The organism is Corynebacterium senegalense, assembly GCF_900411315.1.
GTDB lineage: Bacteria > Actinomycetota > Actinomycetes > Mycobacteriales > Mycobacteriaceae > Corynebacterium > Corynebacterium senegalense.
This window is the reverse complement of record NZ_LS990887.1, coordinates 111,529-129,565: the sequence shown is the minus strand read 5'-3', so window position 1 is coordinate 129,565 and position 18,037 is coordinate 111,529. Positions and strand designations below refer to the sequence as shown.

14 protein-coding genes are annotated in these 18,037 nt (G+C 69.2%); 6 read left to right on the top strand and 8 right to left on the bottom strand.

The window, feature by feature from the left end:
• Positions 1-58: 58 nt before the first annotated feature.
• The 4 genes from alaS to aspS all read right to left on the bottom strand — a co-directional run bounded on the left by alaS (position 59) and on the right by aspS (position 7,255).
• Complete coding sequence (gene alaS, locus DYZ02_RS00630) at positions 59-2,728, bottom strand: alanine--tRNA ligase (RefSeq protein WP_115684533.1); 2,670 nt, start codon at positions 2,726-2,728, stop codon at positions 59-61.
• 64 nt (positions 2,729-2,792) lie between these two features.
• A complete protein-coding gene (locus tag DYZ02_RS00625) occupies positions 2,793-4,127 on the bottom strand; it encodes a replication-associated recombination protein A (RefSeq protein ID WP_115684532.1) in 1,335 nt (444 codons plus the stop codon).
• An 8-nt stretch (positions 4,128-4,135) separates the two neighbouring features.
• Positions 4,136-5,371, bottom strand: coding sequence for a phosphotransferase (locus DYZ02_RS00620; RefSeq protein ID WP_115684531.1), 1,236 nt, complete (start codon positions 5,369-5,371; stop codon positions 4,136-4,138).
• A 96-nt stretch (positions 5,372-5,467) separates the two neighbouring features.
• Positions 5,468-7,255, bottom strand: a complete 1,788-nt coding sequence (gene aspS / locus DYZ02_RS00615) for an aspartate--tRNA ligase (RefSeq protein ID WP_115686301.1) — start codon at positions 7,253-7,255, stop codon at positions 5,468-5,470.
• A 117-nt stretch (positions 7,256-7,372) separates the two neighbouring features.
• Here aspS and ypfJ point away from each other — a divergent pair, with 117 nt between their 5' ends.
• The 4 genes from ypfJ to DYZ02_RS00595 all read left to right on the top strand — a co-directional run bounded on the left by ypfJ (position 7,373) and on the right by DYZ02_RS00595 (position 11,603).
• The gene (gene ypfJ, locus DYZ02_RS00610; protein WP_115684530.1) at positions 7,373-8,275 is read left to right on the top strand and encodes a KPN_02809 family neutral zinc metallopeptidase; all 903 of its coding nucleotides are present in this window, start codon (positions 7,373-7,375) and stop codon (positions 8,273-8,275) included.
• Between the two features lie 145 nt (positions 8,276-8,420).
• Positions 8,421-9,545: an LLM class flavin-dependent oxidoreductase gene (locus DYZ02_RS00605; protein WP_115684529.1), complete on the top strand. Its 1,125-nt coding sequence runs from the start codon at positions 8,421-8,423 to the stop codon at positions 9,543-9,545.
• Positions 9,545-10,189 (top strand): FMN reductase, encoded by a 645-nt coding sequence (locus DYZ02_RS00600; RefSeq protein ID WP_115684528.1) that lies wholly within the window; start codon positions 9,545-9,547, stop codon positions 10,187-10,189. Before DYZ02_RS00605 ends, DYZ02_RS00600 begins: the two co-directional genes overlap by 1 nt.
• Positions 10,190-10,205: 16 nt before the next feature.
• Positions 10,206-11,603, top strand: a complete 1,398-nt coding sequence (locus tag DYZ02_RS00595; protein ID WP_115684527.1) for an L-serine ammonia-lyase — start codon at positions 10,206-10,208, stop codon at positions 11,601-11,603.
• Here the strand turns inward: DYZ02_RS00595 and hisS are convergent.
• Together hisS and DYZ02_RS00585 are read right to left on the bottom strand one after the other, a co-directional pair.
• Positions 11,600-12,892 (bottom strand): histidine--tRNA ligase, encoded by a 1,293-nt coding sequence (hisS, locus tag DYZ02_RS00590; protein ID WP_115684526.1) that lies wholly within the window; start codon positions 12,890-12,892, stop codon positions 11,600-11,602. The two genes, DYZ02_RS00595 and hisS, sit on opposite strands and share 4 nt — an antisense overlap.
• Before the next feature lie 38 nt (positions 12,893-12,930).
• Positions 12,931-13,581, bottom strand: a complete 651-nt coding sequence (locus DYZ02_RS00585) for an MBL fold metallo-hydrolase (protein WP_115684525.1) — start codon at positions 13,579-13,581, stop codon at positions 12,931-12,933.
• A 122-nt stretch (positions 13,582-13,703) separates the two neighbouring features.
• On the opposite strand from DYZ02_RS00585, the gene DYZ02_RS00580 reads away from it, so the two are divergent.
• The gene (locus tag DYZ02_RS00580) at positions 13,704-14,633 is read left to right on the top strand and encodes a peptidylprolyl isomerase (protein ID WP_115684524.1); all 930 of its coding nucleotides are present in this window, start codon (positions 13,704-13,706) and stop codon (positions 14,631-14,633) included.
• Between the two features lie 137 nt (positions 14,634-14,770).
• Positions 14,771-15,076, top strand: a complete 306-nt coding sequence (locus DYZ02_RS00575) for a hypothetical protein (protein WP_115684523.1) — start codon at positions 14,771-14,773, stop codon at positions 15,074-15,076.
• A gap of 58 nt (positions 15,077-15,134) precedes the next feature.
• Here DYZ02_RS00575 and DYZ02_RS00570 read toward each other — a convergent pair whose 3' ends face one another.
• Both DYZ02_RS00570 and DYZ02_RS00565 read right to left on the bottom strand, forming a co-directional pair.
• Positions 15,135-17,411: a RelA/SpoT family protein gene (locus tag DYZ02_RS00570; protein WP_115684522.1), complete on the bottom strand. Its 2,277-nt coding sequence runs from the start codon at positions 17,409-17,411 to the stop codon at positions 15,135-15,137.
• Between the two features lie 42 nt (positions 17,412-17,453).
• Positions 17,454-18,035 carry an adenine phosphoribosyltransferase gene (locus tag DYZ02_RS00565; RefSeq protein WP_115684521.1) on the bottom strand — a complete coding sequence of 194 codons (582 nt, stop codon included), beginning with the start codon at positions 18,033-18,035 and terminating at the stop codon, positions 17,454-17,456.
• Positions 18,036-18,037 lie beyond the last annotated feature (2 nt).

Below are 18,037 nucleotides of genomic sequence, written 5' to 3'. Positions count from 1 at the left end.
GCGCCGCCCACGGGCCCGGCGTGTCTCGTTTCCGATTTGTTATCTTACCCGCCGAGCCCTACCGCCCCGCCAGCTCCTCGCGGACCGCGCGCAGCGCGGCCTCGATCCCCTCCGGGGCGGAGCCGGAGCCCTGGGCGAGGTCGGGCTTGCCGCCGCCGCGGCCGTCGACGTACCCGCCGATCAGCTTGACCAGCTCGCCGGCCTCCACCCCGGCGTCAACAGCGGGCTTCGTCGCGGCGACCGCGAAGGGAACCTTGCCCTCGGACTCGGAGACCAGCGCGATAACGGCGGCTTCGGTGCCCATCCGGCCGCGCAGGTCACTGGCCACGGTGCGCAGGTCGCCCGCGCTGACCGCACCGGGCAGGGCGAGCGCGATCACCTTGAACGTGCCGAGCGTCTCGGCCTTGGACACGAGTTCGGCTGTCCGGCTCATCAGCTGCTGGCGGTGCAGCGCCTCGATCTCCTTTTCCGCGGCGCGCAGCCGCTCGGTGAGCTGGGCGATGCGCTCCGGGAGCTGCTCCGTCGGCGTCTTCAGCTCGGAGGCCAGGCCCGAGGCCAGCGCCGCCTCCTTGGAGAAGTAGCGGAACGAGTCCATGCCGGAGTAGGCCTCGATACGGCGGGCGCCGGAGCCGACGGAGGACTCGCCGAGCACCGCGACGGGCCCGATCTGGGAGGAGTGCTCGACGTGCGTGCCGCCGCACAGCTCGATGGAGAACGGCCCGCCGATCTCCACCACGCGGACCTCGCTGCCGTAGTTCTCGCCGAACAGCGCCAGCGCCCCCATCGCCTTTGCCTTCTCCAGCGAAGTCTCGATGGTGTGGACGGCGAAGTCGGCGTCAACGGCCTGGTTGGTCACCGTGGCGATGTCGTTCAGCTGCTGCTCGGTGAGCTGCTCGGTGTAGTTGAAATCGAAGCGCAGGTAGCCCGGCTTGTTCAGGGAGCCCGCCTGCACGGCAGTGGGGCCGAGCACCTGGCGCAGCGCGGCGTGGATGAGGTGGGTGGCGGTGTGCGCCTGGCGGGCACCGTGGCGCCACGCGCCGTCAACCTCCGCGGTGACCGTGGAGCCCAGGTCGAGCCCGCCGTTTTGCACCGTCGCCTTGTGCACCCACAGCTTCTTGCCGATCTTCTGCACGTCGGTGACGTTGAGGACGGTGTCGCCCATCACCAAGCGGCCGCGGTCAGCCGTCTGGCCGCCGGCCTCGGCGTACATCGGGGTGACGTCGAGGATGACCTCGACCTCATCGCCCTGGGAGACCTCGCCGACCTTCTCGCCGCCACGGACCAGGCCGAGCACGGTGCCGTCGTGGGTGAGCATGTCGTAGCCGACGAACTCGGTCGGGTTGTTGTCCACCCACTCGCGGTAGAGGGACTCGTCGACGTTGCGGTGCTTCTTCGCCTTGTTGTCGGCCTTGGCGCGCTCGCGCTGCGCCTTCATCTCGGAGTCGAAGGCGGCCATGTCGACGTCGAGACCGGCCTCGCGGGCCATCTCGAGGGTCAGGTCGATCGGGAAGCCGTAGGTGTCGTGCAGCTCGAACGCCTGGGCGCCGGGCAGGACGGAGGCGCCGGAGGACTTCACGGCCGCGGCGGCCTCGTCGAAGCGGTGGGTGCCGGACTCGAGGGTCTTCAGGAAGGCCCGCTCCTCGGCCAGGGCGACGCGCAGGATGCGCTCCCGGTTGTCGGCGATCTCCGGGAAGGAGGGCGTCATGGTGTCCATGATCGTGTTCATGAACGTCTCCATCACGGTGCCTGTCGCGCCCAGCAGGCGCGCGGAGCGGATCACGCGGCGCAGCAGGCGGCGCAGGATGTAGCCGCGGCCCTCGTTGGAGGGTGTGACGCCGTCGAGGATGATCATCATGGCGGTGCGCGAGTGGTCGGCGATGACGCGGAAGCGGACGTCGTCAGCCTTGTTTCCCGCGTCGTACTTGGTGCCGGTCATTTCCACCGCGGCGTCGATGACGGGGCGCAGCAGGTCGGTCTCGTAGACGTTGTCTACGCCCTGAAGCAGGCAGGCGACGCGCTCGATGCCCATGCCGGTGTCGATGTTCTTGTTCGGCAGCTCGCCGACGATGTCGAAGTTGCCCTTCTTGTCGCCCTCGCCGCGGATGGACTCCATGAACACGAGGTTCCAGATCTCCATGTAGCGGTTGTCGTCCGCGATGGGCCCGCCGTCCTTGCCGTACTCCGGGCCGCGGTCGTAGTAGATCTCCGAGCACGGGCCGCACGGACCGGGGATGCCCATGGACCAGAAGTTGTCCTCCATGCCCATGCGCTGGATCCGCTCCTCCGGCACGCCGATGACGTCGCGCCAGATGCCGGCCGCCTCATCGTCCTCGAGGAAGACGGTGACCCACAGGCGCTCGGGGTCGAGGCCCAGTCCGCCGTCGTCAAGCGAGCCCGTGAGCAGCGACCACGCGTGCTTGATCGCGCCCTCTTTGAAGTACTGGCCGAAGGAGAAGTTGCCCGCCATCTGGAAGAAGGTGTTGTGGCGGGTGGTGATGCCCACCTCCTCGATGTCGAGGGTGCGCACGCACTTCTGGATCGAGGTGGCCGTGCCGTTCTCGAAGGGCGGGTTCTGCTGGCCCAGGAAGTACGGCTTGAAGGGAACCATGCCCGCGTTGACGAACAGCAGCGTCGGGTCGTCGAGGATCAGCGAGGCGCTCGGCACCGCAGTGTGCCCTGCGTTGACGAAGTGCTCGGTGAAGCGCTTGCGGATCTCATGTGTGTGCACGGGTGTCCTCCGGGGATGGTTGCCAATTAGTCCGCAACTACTTTACCCCCGGCGAAAGCGAGGTCTACTTCCCCCGCACGATCCGCCGCAGCCTGCCGATGTAGTCCCGGATCCGCTTCTCGTTGCCGTGGTCGGTCGGCTCGTAGTAGACGGCGTCGTCGAGGCCCTCCGGGATGTAGCGCTGCGTGACGACGCCCCGCGGGTCGTCGTGGGGGAAGACGTAGCCGACTGCGTTGCCCATCTTCTTAGCGCCCTCGTAGTGCCCGTCGCGCAGGTGCGCGGGCACCGGCCCGGCCTTGCCCGCCCGGATGTCGTTCTGCGCCCGCGTGATCGACTGGATCACCGCCGGCGACTTCGGGGCGGTGGCCAGATGGATCGTCGCCTGCGCCAGCGGCAGGCGCCCCTCCGGCATGCCGATGAACTGGACGGCCTGCGCCGCGGCGGTGGCCACCTGGAGGGCGCTCGGGTCAGCCATCCCGATGTCCTCCGAGGCGTGGATGACCAGGCGCCGGGCGATGAAGCGGGGGTCCTCGCCCGCCTCGATCATGCGCGCCAGGTAGTGCAGGGCGGCGTCGACGTCCGACCCGCGGATCGACTTGATGAAGGCCGAGACGACGTCGTAGTGCTGGTCGCCGTCGCGGTCGTAGCGCACCACGGCGCGGTTGACGTTGTCGCGCACCACGTCGAGGGTGATGGCGCCGCCGTCATCAACGGCCTCGGCTGCCGCCTCCAGGTAGGTCAGGGAGCGCCGGGCGTCCCCGCCGGCGAGCAGCACGAGCTGCTCGCGCGCCTCCTCTTCCAGCACGACGCGGCCGCCGAGGCCCCGCTCGTCGGCGACGGCGCGGTCGAGCAGCGCGGCGATGTCGGCGTCGTCAAGCGACTCGAGCTTGAGCAGCAGCGAGCGCGACAGCAGCGGGGCAACGACGCTAAACGACGGGTTCTCGGTCGTCGCCGCGACCAGCAGGACGGTCCGGTTCTCCACCGCCGCCAGCAGCGAGTCCTGCTGCGTTTTGGAGAAGCGGTGCACCTCGTCGATGAACAGGACGGTGCGCTCGCCGCGGGCGAGGTCACGCCGTGCGCGGTCGATGACCTGGCGGACCTCCTTCACCCCGGAGGACAGCGCCGAGAGCGCCACGAAGTTATGCCCCGTGGCCTGCGCGATCAGCGAGGCGATGGTCGTCTTGCCCGTGCCCGGCGGGCCATAGAGGACCACCGAGGCCGCCCCGGAGCCCTCGATGAGCCGCCGCAGCGGCTTGCCCTCCGCGAGCAGATGGCGCTGACCCGCGATCTCGTCCAGGCTGCGCGGGCGCATCCGCGCCGCCAGGGGCGCGGTCGGGCCGGCCTCGAAGAAGGTTGTGCCCCGCTCTCCCTCGTCCTCGCCGAAAAGTCCCTCCTGCACGCCGCCCCCTACCGCAGGCGCTCGGCCACGCCGCGGGCCCAGTCCGCGATCACCAGGTATGACGGGTCGCGGCCCAGCGTGGCGTAGCGGGCCAGCGCGTCGAAGGTCTCATAGAGGTCGCGCCGCACGAGCAGCTCGTCCTGCGTGAAGGGGCCGTCGGAGCGCGGGCGCAGCAGGTCGCCGCTGAACTCGAAGTCCTCGTCGGCGCTCACCGCCGCCTCCAGGCTCGCCCCGGCTGAGGTGAACTCCTCGGCCAGCTGGGCGTCCGCCTGGCCGATCTCCTCCAGGGCGTTGGCGTTGAGGATCGACACGCTGGACAGGGCCCAGCCGATCAGCGCGGCGGTGATGCTGGAGTGGAGGGTGTCCTCGTGGAGGACGTTCGGCCACATCCCCTCGACCTCGCGGACCCAGGCGTCGATAAAGGCCTGCGCCTCGTCGTCGTTGATCGGCCGGGCCGCCACGTAGTTGGGGAACCCGCCCACGACAAAACCGACGTCGAAGGTGACGTCGCGGAACCCCGCCCACTCGTAGTCCAGAAACTGCGTCCGGTCGGCGTAAATGATGTTGTCCGGGGCGAGGTCGAAGGGGGTGAACGCCCGGTTGCCGCCGTGCAGCAGGCGCGCGTGGATCCGCTCCGCCGTAGCCGCCACCTCCGCGGGGATGGCGATGCCCGACTCCTCCAGCATCCGCGAGCCCAGGCGGATGCGGTGCATGAGCAGGCGCTCACGCAGGTCCTGGACCTGGCGCTGGCCGCTCCTGCTGCGCACCATGCGGGCGAAGAGCACGTTGTAGTCCTCCTCCTTGCCCGCCGTGCCGGCGTGCATCCGGCCCAGCGCGGAGCCGAGGTTGCGCAGGATCTGCACGCGCTGCTCGTCGTCGCCCGAGGTAAGCAGGGTCTCCAGGGTGTCGCCGTCGCCGGAATCGGAGATGATGATGATCCGCTGCGCCGTGTCGTAGCCCAACAGGATGGGCCCGGGCCGCACATCCTCGCTCAGCGAGGTGGTGAACTGGTACGCCACGACCTCCCGCAGGAAAGCCGCGTCCTCGAGCACGTCACCCGTCTCCGGGGAGTGCTTCACCACGAGGGAGCGGTGCTGCAGGAACGGGTTCGGGGCCACCCTCGCCCGGTACACCCCGGCGAGGCCCGAACCGGGCAGCCGGGTGGCGTCGAGAAGCTTCTGCGTACCCCCGTAGCGCCGGGTGAGGATGTCCTCGGCCGCGGCAACGACGTTGTCCTGCTCCATCAGGTCACTCCTTACGGGTTCCTCACACCCCAGTTTCGCACATCGCAAGCCCGGGGAGGGCCGCTTTGCCCACCCCGGTTCCGGGCGCAAACCGGCCTACTGCTTCGGCTCGGCCTCGGGCTTGGCGTCGACGCCGGTTTCCTTGCGCTGCTCCGCCGTGATGGGGGCGGGCGCGTCGGTCAGCGGGTCGACACCGCCGCCGGACTTCGGGAAGGCGATGACGTCGCGGATGGAGTCGAAGCCGCCGAGCAGCGAGACGATGCGGTCCCAGCCGAAGGCGATGCCGCCGTGCGGGGGCGCGCCGAAGGCGAAGGCCTCGAGCAGGAAGCCGAACTTCTCCTGCGCCTCCTCCTCGGTGATGCCCATGACCTCGAAGACGCGCTGCTGCACGTCGCGCTCGTGGATACGGATGGAGCCGCCGCCGATCTCGTTGCCGTTGCACACGATGTCGTAGGCGTAGGCCAGGGCCTCGCCGGGCTCTGAGTCGAAGGAGTCGAGGTACTCCGGCTTCGGGGAGGTGAAGGCGTGGTGCACCGCGGTCCACTTCGAGTGGCCGAGGGCGACGTCGCCGGAGGCGGTGGCGTCCGCCGCGGGCTCGAAGAGGGGCGCGTCGACGACCCAGGTGAAGGCCCAGTCGCCCTCCTTGATGAGGTCGAGCTTGCGGGCGATCTCGCCGCGGGCGGCGCCGAGGAGGGAGCGGGAGCTCTTCGTCTCGCCGGCGGCGAAGAAGATGCAGTCGCCCGGCTTCGCGCCGACGTGGGCGGCGATGCCCGCCTTCTCCTCGTCGGTGATGTTCTTGGCCACGGGGCCGCCGAGCTCGCCGTCCTCGCCGACGAGGATGTAGGCCAGGCCCTTGGCGCCGCGCTGCTTCGCCCACTCCTGCCAGGCGTCGAGCTGGCGGCGCGGCTGGGACGCACCGCCCTCCATCACGACGGCACCGACGTACTCGTTCTGGAAGACCCGGAAGGTGGTGTTGGAGAAGAACTCGGTGCAGTCCACGAGCTGGATGTCGAAGCGCAGGTCCGGCTTGTCGGAGCCGTACTTCTCCATCGCGTCCTTGTAGGTCATGCGCGGGATCGGGGTGGTGATCTCGTAGCCGATCAGCCTCCACAGCTCGACGAGGATCTCCTCGGCCAGGGCGATGATGTCGTCCTGGTCCACGAAGCTGGCCTCGACGTCGAGCTGGGTGAACTCCGGCTGGCGGTCGGCGCGGAAGTCCTCGTCGCGGTAGCAGCGCGCGATCTGGAAGTAGCGCTCCATGCCCGCGACCATGAGCAGCTGCTTGAACAGCTGCGGGGACTGCGGCAGCGCGTACCAGGAGCCCGGGCGCAGGCGGGCGGGGACGAGGAAGTCGCGCGCGCCCTCCGGGGTGGAGCGGGTCAGCGTGGGCGTCTCAATCTCGACGAAGTCGTGCTTGGCCAGGACCTCGCGGGCGGCGCGGTTGACGTCCGAGCGCAGGCGCAGGGCGCCCGCCTGGCGCTCGCGGCGCAGGTCGAGGTAGCGGTACTTCAGGCGCGTCTCCTCGCCGACCTCGTTGGAGGAGAAGTCCTCGACCTGGAAGGGCAGCGCCGCGGACTTGTTCAGCACCTTCAGCTCGGTGGCGTTGACCTCGATCTCGCCGGAGGCCAGGTTGGGGTTGGCGGAACCCTCGGGGCGGGGCTCGACCACGCCGGTGACCTGGATGCAGTACTCGCTGCGCAGGTCGTGAGCCGCCTCGGCGACCTCGGACTCGCGGAAGACCACCTGGGCCAGGCCCGAGCGGTCGCGCAGATCGATGAAGATCACGCCGCCGTGATCGCGGCGGCGGGACACCCAGCCGGTGAGCGTCACGGTCTGGCCATCGAGTTCTTTACGGAGGTCACCCGCAAGGTGAGTGCGCAGCACGGTATCTTCCACGTCCTTCCACGTGAGGGCAAAAGTTGACGTCGGAAAGTCTACCCCCTGCGCCGGACACGGCCGGGAAGTGCCCCACCCGCCCGGATTCTTTGGCAGACTTTTGGCATGACTTTCAACAGCAATTTCGACCGGGGCGGCGGCGGTCGCGTGACCACCAGCTCGGGCAGCGGCGGAGGCGGCCTCGGCGGCATGCCCATCGCGGTGGGCGGTGGCGGCATCGGCACGCTGATCATCCTCGCGCTCGTCTACTTCCTCGGCGGCGGCCTCGGCGGGGGCGGCCAGGTCCCCGGCGCCCAGTCCCAGGGCGGCGGCGCCGGGGACTACAACCTCGACCACTGCAACAGCGCCAACGCGGCGAACGAGTACGACGACTGCCGCGTCGAGGCCACCATGTACTCGGTCGACGACGTATGGCAGCGGGTCCTGCCCGAGCAGGCCGGCATCGAGTACACCCAGCCGGGCATGCACCTGTTCCGCAACGACGTGACGACCGGCTGCGGGCACGCCACCTCCGCGACCGGTCCCTTCTACTGCCCGACGGACACCACCGCCTACCTGGACATCAGCTTCTTCGAGCAGCTAGGCCAGCTCGGCGGCTCCGACGGCCCGCTCGCCCAGGAATACGCCGTGGCCCACGAAATGGGCCACCACATCCAGAATATCGAGGGCACCCTGGGATTGAGCGACTACAACAACCCGGGCGAGGACTCGGCCGCCGTGGCCATCGAGCTGCAGGCGGACTGCTACGCCGGCCTCTGGGCCAACCACGCCACCGAGGGCCCCGACGCGATCCTCGACCCAATCACCCGTGAGCAGCTCGCCCAGGCTGTGCAGACCGCCCGCGCGATCGGCGACGACAACATCCAGAAGCGCTCCGGCGGCCAGGTCAACCCGGACGCGTGGACGCACGGCTCCTCGCAGCAGCGCGAGGAGGCGTTCATGGCGGGCTACGACTCCGGAAAGATGTCCTCCTGCGACTTCCTGAACCGGGGCGTCTACTCGTCCTAGGGGCGCGCCCCGCCCGCCCGCTCGCCCCGCTCGTACCGGGGAGGGCGGGCGGACGTCGTGAAGCGGATTTATGAAATAGGTGACATGTCATCATTGTTCTGTACAATGAACCGACACGCGAACCACCGGCGCGAAAGGAACCGCCATGCAATTCGGAATCTTCACCATCGGCGACGTCACCGCCGACCCCACCACGGGCCGCACCCCCACCGAGAAGGAGCGCATCGACGCCATGACGGCGATCGCGCTCAAGGCCGACGAGGTGGGCCTCGACGTCTTCGCCACCGGGCAGCACCACAACCCGCCCTTCGTCCCCTCCTCGCCGACGACCCACCTGGCCTACATCGGCGCGAAGACGAAGAACATCCAGCTGTCCACCGCCACCACGCTCATCACCACCACCGACCCGGTGCGCATCGCGGAGGACTACTCCTTCCTGCAGAACCTCGTCGACGGGCGCATGGACCTCATGCTCGGCCGAGGCAACACCGGCCCGGTCTACCCGTGGTTCGGCAAGGACATCCGCCAAGGCGTGCCTCTGGCCGTGGAGAACTACCACCTCCTGCGCCGCCTCTGGCGCGAGCCGGTGGTGAACTGGCAGGGCGAGTTCCGCGCCCCGCTCAACGGCTTCACCGCCACCCCCTCCCCGCTCGAGGGCGTGCCGCCCTTTGTCTGGCACGGCTCCATCCGCTCCCCGCAGATCGCGGAGCAGGCGGCCTTCTACGGCGACGGCTTCTTCCACAACAACATCTTCTGGAACAAGGAGCACACCGCCTCCATGGTCAACCTCTACCGCCGCCGCTACGAGGCCTACGGCCACGGGCGCGCCGACCAGGCCATCGTCGGCCTCGGCGGGCAGGTGTTCATGGCGGAGACCGAGGAACAGGCGAAGAAGCAGTTCCGCCCCTACTTCGACAACGCCCCCGTCTACGGCCACGGCCCGAGCCTGGAGGAGTTCACCGAGGCCACCCCGCTGACGGTGGGCACCCCCGAGATGGTCATCGAACGCACGATGCAGTTCGCCGACTGGGTGGGCGACTACCAGCGCCAGCTCTTCCTCATGGACCACGCCGGCCTGCCGCTCGAGGTGGTGCTCAACCAGATCGAGATCCTCGGCACCCAGGTCGTGCCCGAGCTGCGAGAGCGCATGGAGGCGCGCCGCCCGGAGCACGTGCCCTCCGATCCGCCCACCTTTGATGCGCTCCTCGCCGCCAAGCGCGAGGGCAAGGCTCTTCCCCACTTCGAGGTCAACCCCGGAAAGGCAGAATAATGGCACAGCTGTTCGTCCTCGCCGCAGGCTTATCGACGCCCTCGACAACCCGCCAGGTCGCCGACGCCATCTCCACCGCAGTGAAGGGCACCGCCGCCGACAGGGAGAACGTGGAGGTGACCACCGTCGAGCTGCGCGAGCTGGCCACCGACCTGGCCCACGCGGTGACCACCGGCACCTCCACGCCGCGCCTCGACGAGGTCAAGCGCGACCTCTCCGCCGCGGACGGACTCGTGGCCGTCACCCCGGTGTTCAAGGCGAGCTACACCGGCCTGTTCAAGATGTTCTTCGACGTCCTCGACCCCGACGCGCTCAACGGGATGCCCACCATCATCGCCGCCACCGCGGGCACGGCGCGCCACACCCTCGTGACCGAGTACGCCCTGCGCCCGCTGCTCACCTTCATGCGTGCGGTGGTCGTGCCCACCTCCCTGTTCGCCGCCACCGAGGACTTCGGCGGACCGGAGAGCGCGGAGTTCAACCAGCGCGTCGGCCGCGCCGCCCGCGAGCTGACCGACCTCATGCTGGGCAAGCCCGGCCTCGGCCCGGACACCTCCGTCACCCGCCCACGCAAGACCGGGTTGAATGTCGAGGAGGACTTCGTCCCCTTCGGCCAGCTTCTTGAGGGCCACACCGGCGGATAGCGGTAGCATCGTCGGCATGTCGCAGAACACCGTTAGCGTTGTCGACCTCTTCAGCATCGGTATCGGTCCGTCCTCCTCCCACACCGTCGGGCCCATGCGCGCCGCGATCGCCTTCGTGGATTCGCTCGGCGCGGCGGAGCCCGCGCGCGTGAAGGTCGAGCTGCGCGGCTCGCTCGCGGCCACCGGCGTGGGCCACGGCACCGACCGCGCGGTCCTCCTCGGCCTGGTGGGCTACACCCCGCAGACCGCGTCCGCTGACGTCGCTCCCGTGCCCGGTGAGGAGATCCCCTCCACCGGCCGCATTGGGGGCCCCGAGCGCAGCCTCGACTACGAGGTGGTCTTCGACGCAACCCCCGTTGCCGAGCACCCCAACTGCCTCATCTTCTCCGCCTGGGATGCTGGCGGAGCCGCGCTCGCCGAAGGCGCCGAGTACTTCTCCGTGGGCGGCGGCTTCATCCTCGACCGCCCCGGCATGGAGGCCAAGGCGGGAGAATCGGGCATCACCACCACCTACGACACACCGGTCATCCCCTTTGAGTTCCACAGCGCCGCCGAGCTGATGCGCCTGTGCTCCGAACACGGGCTGAGCATCGCCGAGGTCATGCGGGCCAACGAAGAGGCGCTGCACGGCTGGGTGGTCGTGCGCGATCACCTCGACCGGGTGTGGGACGTCATGCAGGAGTGCGTCGCCCGCGGGCTGAAGTCCGAGGGAACGCTGCCGGGCGGGCTCAACGTCACCCGCCGCGCCCCTCGCCTGCACCGCCTGCTCACGGCGGAGTACGAGGCCTCCACGGCCCGCGGGCTCGACGCGATGGAGTGGGTCAACCTCTACGCCCTGGCGGTCAACGAGGAAAATGCCGCCCACGGGCAGATCGTCACCGCGCCAACCAACGGCGCCGCCGGGATCATCCCCGCCGTCATGCACTACTGCCGCGACTTCACCGACGGCTTCACGCCCGTCCGCGCCCGCGAGTTCCTCCTCACCGCGGCGGCGATCGGCGTTATCATCAAGACCAACGCCTCCATCTCCGGCGCCGAGGTCGGCTGCCAGGGAGAGGTCGGCTCCGCCTCCTCCATGGCGGCGGCGGGCATGTGCGCCATCCTCGGCGGCACCCCGCAGCAGGTGGAAAACGCCGCCGAGATCGCTCTCGAGCACAACCTCGGTCTGACGTGCGACCCTGTCGGCGGCCTCGTGCAGGTGCCCTGCATCGAGCGCAATGCCATCGGCGGGGTCAAGGCCATCAACGCCGCCCGCCTGGCCAAGCTTGGCGACGGCACGAACATCGTCACCCTCGACGACGTCGTCGAAACCATGGCGGCCACCGGCCGCGACATGATGACCAAATACAAGGAGACCTCGATGGGCGGGCTGGCCGTCCAGCTCGGCCTGCCCGTCAACATCACCGAGTGCTAAGCGCCGCGGCGGATCTCCCCGATCACGGCCTCGACGTTGAGGGGCACCTCGACCTGGGAGTGATCGGCCAGGTTCTTCACCGCGACCTGCCCTGCCTCCAGCTCGCGCTCGCCGAGCACCAGCGCGAACTTCGCGCCGGCGCGGTCCGCGCCCTTCATCGCGCCTTTCAGGCCGCGCCCGCCGTACGACATGTCGGCGGAGATCCCGGAGGCCCGGAGGGCGTCGACGAGCAGGCTCATGCGCTTGCCCGCGGCCTCGCCGATGGCTACCCCGAAGACCTCCACTCTCCTGTCGACGCCCTCGAGGGCGACCCCCTCGGCCTCGAGCGCCAGCACCGTGCGATCCACGCCCAGCCCGAAGCCGATGCCGGACAGGTCCTGGCCGCCGATCTGGGCCATGAGCCCGTCGTAGCGCCCGCCGCCACCGATGCCCGACTGGGCCCCGAGGCCGTCGTGTACGAACTCGAAGGTGGTCTTGGTGTAGTAGTCCAGGCCGCGCACCATGCGCGGGTTGATCACGTAGGGCACCTTGAGGTCGTCGAGGGTGCCGGTGACCGTCTCGAAGTGCTCGCGCGACTCCGCCGACAGGTGGTCGAGCATGAGGGGGGCGTCGGCGAGCATCTCGCGGACCTCGGGGCGCTTGTCGTCCAGCACGCGCAGCGGGTTGATCTCCGCGCGGTGGCGCGTCTCCTCGTCGAGCGGGAGCTTGAACAGGAACTCCTGCAGCTTCTCTCGGTACTGCGGGCGGCAAGTGCTGTCGCCCAGGCTGGTCAGCTCCAGGCGGAAGCCCGTCAGGCCGACGGAGCGGTAGCAGCGGTCCGCCAGGGCGATAACTTCGGCGTCGAGAAGCGGGTCGTCGATGCCGATGGCCTCCACGCCGACCTGCTGCAGCTGCCGATAGCGGCCCGCCTGGGGGCGCTCGTAGCGGAAGAAGGGCCCGTAGTAGTTCAGCTTGACCGGCAGGTAGCCGCGGTCGAGGTTGTGCTCGATCACCGAGCGCATCACGCCCGCCGTGCCCTCGGGGCGCAGCGTCACCGAGCGGTCGCCGCGGTCGGCGAAGGTGTACATCTCCTTCGAGACGATGTCCGTCGACTCCCCCACGCCCCGGGCGAACAGCGCCGTGTCCTCGAAAACCGGCAGCTCAATGTGCTGGTAGCCGGCCAGATGCGCCTGCCGCGCGAACTCGTCGCGCACCCTGATGAAGGTGGCGGAGACCGGGGGAACGTAGTCGGGCACGCCCTTCGGCCCGGACAGGGGCGTGGGCTTGGCAGTCTTCGAGGAATCGGTCATGGCCACCGAGTTTAGCGCGCCGGGTACGCCGCCCCGGCCTAGACGCGGTCCGCGTTGGCCGCGCGCAGGTAGGGATTGGTCGCCCGCTCCTGGGCCACCGTGGTCGTCGGGCCGTGGCCGGGCAGCACCGCGAGGGCGTCGGGAAGCTCCCAGACGGGCCCGCGGAGGCTGCGGCGCATCGCGGCGTCGTCGGAAAACGGCAGGTCCGTGCGGCCGATCGCCCCGCGGAACAGGACGTCGCCCGCGAGGACGAACTCCTCGGCGACGAACAGGGTGCTGCCCGGGGAGTGCCCGGGCGCGTGGCGCACGGCGAACTCGAGCCCCGCGACACGCAGGGTCTCCCCGTCCGCGACGTGGATGACCTCGCGGACTGGCTCCATCGCGTCGACATCGAAGGCCAGCTGGAGGCGTGCGAACTCGCCGCCTGAGGGGTCGAGCATGAACTCGTCGTCTGGGTGGATGTAGGTGGGGAGCCCGAACGCGCCCGCGTCACGGATGTGGTCGATGTGGCCGTGAGTGAGCACCACCGCCACCAGCTCCGCACCCGCCCTGTTTGCCGCCTCCACGGCGGGGCCGTGCGCGCCCAGGCTGGGGTCGACGACGAACGCCTGCGGCGGGTCGAGCTCGTCGTTGACCACCACGTAGCAGTTGGTCTGAAAAGGCCCGGCGGCGAATCCCGTGATTTCCATGCACCCACCCTATACGTCCCCCATGCGGCCCCGCGCGGGGCTCCTCCGCCTGGCCGCCCGGCTCACCTTGCTAAGATTTCCTCCCACACACGTTCAGCGAGCACGAAGCGAGGACTCCCACCGTGGCAAACAACGAGCAGCGGGGCAAGGACGCCCTGAAGAACCTGGAGCGCGAGCTCAACGCCCGCGACCGCAAGGAAAAGTCCGCCCCCTGGACCATCGCCGCTCTCTCCGCGGTCGTCCTCCTCGCCGCTGGCGGCGGCATCTACATGCTCGCCAACCAGGACGGCGAGGAGACCACCGCCGCCGAGCAGACCTCCTCCGAGTCGACCTCGCCCGAGCCCATCGACGCCCAACCGCTCTCCCGCACGCGCGCCGAGGCGCTGCCCGAGACGGTCTCCTGCACCTACGAGAAGAAGGAGGGCGAAGCCGGGAAGGACGCGGGCACCCCGCCGACCGAGAACGTCTCCGCCACCGGCACGGTCACCGTCACCCTCGACACCACGGCCGGGCCGATCGGGATGGAGCTCGACCGCGCCGTGTCCCCGTGCACGGTCAACTCGATCGAGTACCTCGCCTCCCAGGGCTACTTCAACGACACGGTCTGCCACCGCCTGACCACCAGCGAGGGCCTGAAGGTCCTGCAGTGCGGCGACCCGACCGGGACCGGCTCCGGCGGCCCGGGCTTCCAGTTCGCCAACGAGTACCCCACCGACGAGGCGCTGTCCAAGCTCGACACCTCCGCCATCCCGGAGGGCCTGCCCGCCGACCAGGCAGAGCAGTACAAGGGCCAGCTCCTCCAGGCCGAGGGGCCGGTGACATACGAGCGCGGCACCATCGCCATGGCGAACGCCGGTCTCGGCACCAACGGCTCGCAGTTCTTCCTCAACTACGGCGATTCCTCGCTGCCGCCCGCCTATACCTACTTCGGCCGCATTGACGACGCCGGGCTGGCCACCCTGGACAAGATCGCCGAGCAAGGCATCGAGGGCGGCCAGGACGACGGCAAGCCCGCGAAGGAGGTCAAGATCACCTCAGCGAAGGTGGCCTAGCCAGAGTTCTCCTGCGCGTAACCTAGGTGTCCCACGTAGCTTACCAGGGTGAACATTGTGCTGAAACAATTGCGTTACAGGTTCCTCTCAGATACTGTCGGCGATGTTCGTATGTTCCTCTCACGATAGGAAGATTCATGAAGCTTCGTAACGGCATGCTCGCCCTCGCTACCGCTACCACCCTCGTCGCCGGCGGCGTCACCGCTACCCCGGCTTTTGCGGAAGACGGGAAGGGCCAGCAGACCAGCTCCCTGGCGGCCCCCCAGGTCGAGGGCTCCTCCAAGGCTGACGGTGGCGAAGGCGCCGAGAACCCCGGCTCCTCGCAGGACAGCCTGAATCAGGCCGCCACCGCGATCGGTTTCGTCTCCGCTCTCGTCGGCCTGCTCAGCACCATCTACACCTTCGCCCAGAAGCTCGGCTTCACCGTGCCGAAGTTCTTCTAAGTCCGGCATCGCACACCGCCCCGCCCCGCAAGGGATCGGGCGGTTTTGCGTTTCTTAGCTACGCCGTCACGCGGTAGAGGTCGAAAACGCCCTCGATATTGCGCACATGGTTCATGATCGAGCCGAGCTGCTTGGTGTCGGAGACGGCCATGGTGAAACGAACGGTGGCGACGTTGTCGCTGCCCAACTGGGAGGACAGTGCCAGAATCGGCAGCTTCTGCTCGGAGAGCACGCCCGTGATCTCGGCGAGCAGGCCCTGGCGGTCCAGGGCTTCGACCTGCAGTGTCGCTTGGGAGGCCGTGCCCGGGGCTGCCGAGGCGGCCCACGAGACGTCGATAAGCCGCTCAGGCTCTTGCTTGAGCTTGGCCGCGTTGGTGCAGTCCGCGCGGTGGACGGACACGCCCGTGCCACGGGTGACAAATCCGAAGATCTGATCCCCCGGCACCGGCTGGCAGCACTTCGCCAGCTTGGCCAGCATGTCCGGGCTGCCCTCGACGAGCACGCCCGAGCTGTGCGCCACCGCCTTGGAGCGCACCAGCTCCGACATCGGGGTGCGCGCCGCGAGCACGTCCACGGCGTCTTCCTCGTCGCCGAACAGGTCGGTGAGCATGCGCGCGACGTGCTGGGCCGACACCGTGCCCGCGCCGATCGCGGTGTAGAGGGCGTCGACGTCCTGGTAGTGCAGGCGCTGGGCGATCTGGCGCATGGAATCGGCGGTAAACAGCCGGTGCATGGGCAGCCCGCCGCGCTGCACCTCCGCGGCCAGCGCATCCCGGCCAGCCTCCAGGTGCTCCTCGCGGCGCTCCTTGGCAAACCACTGCCTGATCTTTGTCCTCGCGCGCGGCGAGACCACGAACTCCTGCCAATCGCGCGAGGGGCCTGCGTTTTCGTCCTTGGAGGTGAAGATCTCCACCCGGTCGCCGGAGACGAGCTCCGATTCCAGGGCGACGAGCTTGCCGTTGACCTTCGCGCCGATGCAGCGGTGGCCCACCTCGGTGTGCACGGCGTAGGCGAAGTCCACCGGAGTCGACCCCGCGGGCAGGTTCACCACGTCGCCCTTCGGGGTGAAGGCGAAGATCTGCTGGCTGGTCAGGTCGTAGCGCAGCGAGTCGAGGAACTCGTTGGGGTCGGCGGCCTCCTTCTGCCAGTCGAGCAGCTGGCGCATCCACGCCATCTGGTCCACCTCCGCCTGGTCACCCTTGTGGGAGCCCTTCGTCTCCTTGTAGCGCCAGTGGGCGGCAACGCCGAACTCGGCATTGTAGTGCATCTCGTGGGTGCGCACCTGCACCTCGAGGGCGCGGCCGCTGTCTGTCATCACGGTGGTGTGCAGCGACTGGTAGACCCCGAAGCGCGGGTTGGAGATATAGTCCTTGAACCGGCCCGGCAGCGCCGAGTACAGCGCGTGCACCACGCCGATCGCCGCGTAGCAGTCGTGGACGGTGTCCACGAGCACGCGCAGGCCCACCAGGTCGAAGATCTCGTTGAACTCGTGGCCGCGCACAACCATCTTCTGGTAGATCGACCAGTAGTGCTTCGGCCGGCCCATCACCTCGGCCTGGATGTTGTTGGCATTGAGCTCCGCCTGCAGCTGCTCCGTGATCTCCTTGAGCGCCCGGTCGCGCGAGGGGGCGCGGTCGGCCACCAGGCGCACGATCTCCTCGTACTTCTTCGGGTAGAGGATGGCGAAGGCCAGGTCCTCCAGCTCCCACTTCACGGTGGCCATGCCGAGCCGATGCGCCAGCGGGGCGATGACGTCGAGGGTCTCCTTCGCCTTCTTGGCCTGCTTCTCCGGCGGGAGGAAGCGCATGGTGCGCATGTTGTGGAGGCGGTCGGCCACCTTGATCACCAGCACGCGCGGATCCTCCGCCATCGCCACGATCATCTTGCGGATCGTCTCCGCCTCCGCCGCGGCGCCCAGGGCGACCTTGTCCAGTTTGGTGACGCCGTCGACAAGCCGTGCGACCTCAGGCCCGAAGTCCCGGGTGAGGTCCTGGAGCGAGTAGTCCGTGTCCTCCACCGTGTCGTGCAGCAGCGCGGCGACCAGCGTGGTGGTGTCCATGCCGATCTCGCCGCAGATCGTGGCGACTGCCAGCGGGTGCGTGATGTAGGGGTCGCCGGACTTGCGGGTGACCCCCTCGTGGAGCCGCTCGGCGGTCTCGTAGGCTCGGTTGAGCAGCTCCGCGTCCGCCTTCGGGTGGTAGGTCCGGTGGATCGACAGCAGCGGGTCGAGGACCGGGTTGACCTTCGCCCGGCCTCCCGTCAGCGAGCGCGCGAGCCGGGCCGAGACGCTGCGCACGCTGGAGCCGGTGCGTCGGGGAGCCTTCTCGTTGGTCATCGCGTGCCTTCCAGTCCGAGCCGGGCGCTGCCGGCAGCCTTCCTACGCGCCCTCGTGCGCGAGAACCACCAGGGGTGCACCGGAGAGCTTCTCGCGGCCCCCCAGGCCCTCGACCTCGAGGACGACTACGTATCCCACGACGCTACCACCTGCCCTCTCGATGAGATCCGTCGCGGCGACGAGGGTGCCGCCGGTGGCTAGGACGTCGTCGACGAGCACGACCTTGCGCCCGGCGAGCTCGATGCCCTCCGCGGGGATCTCGAGCGCGGCGGTGCTGTACTCCGTGGTGTACTCCTGCGTGATGACGGGCGGCGGCAGCTTGCCCTTCTTGCGGATCGCAAGGATGCCCACGCCCAGGTCGTAGGCCACCGCCGAGCCGAGCAGGAAGCCGCGCGCGTCGAGCCCGCCGACGAGGTCGGCGCCGAGGCGGCGGCTGGCCCGCGAGAGCTCGGCGATGACGGCGCCGAGCGCGTCGCCGTCGGCGAGCACCGGTGTCAGGTCCTCGAACACCACGCCGGCCTCGGGAAAGTCCGGCACGCGCCGGATCTTCGCCGCGAGGGCCTCCGCCGCAGAGGAGTAGGTCGTCGAAGGTGACGCTTTAGACTCGTGGGTCTCTTGAGACAAGG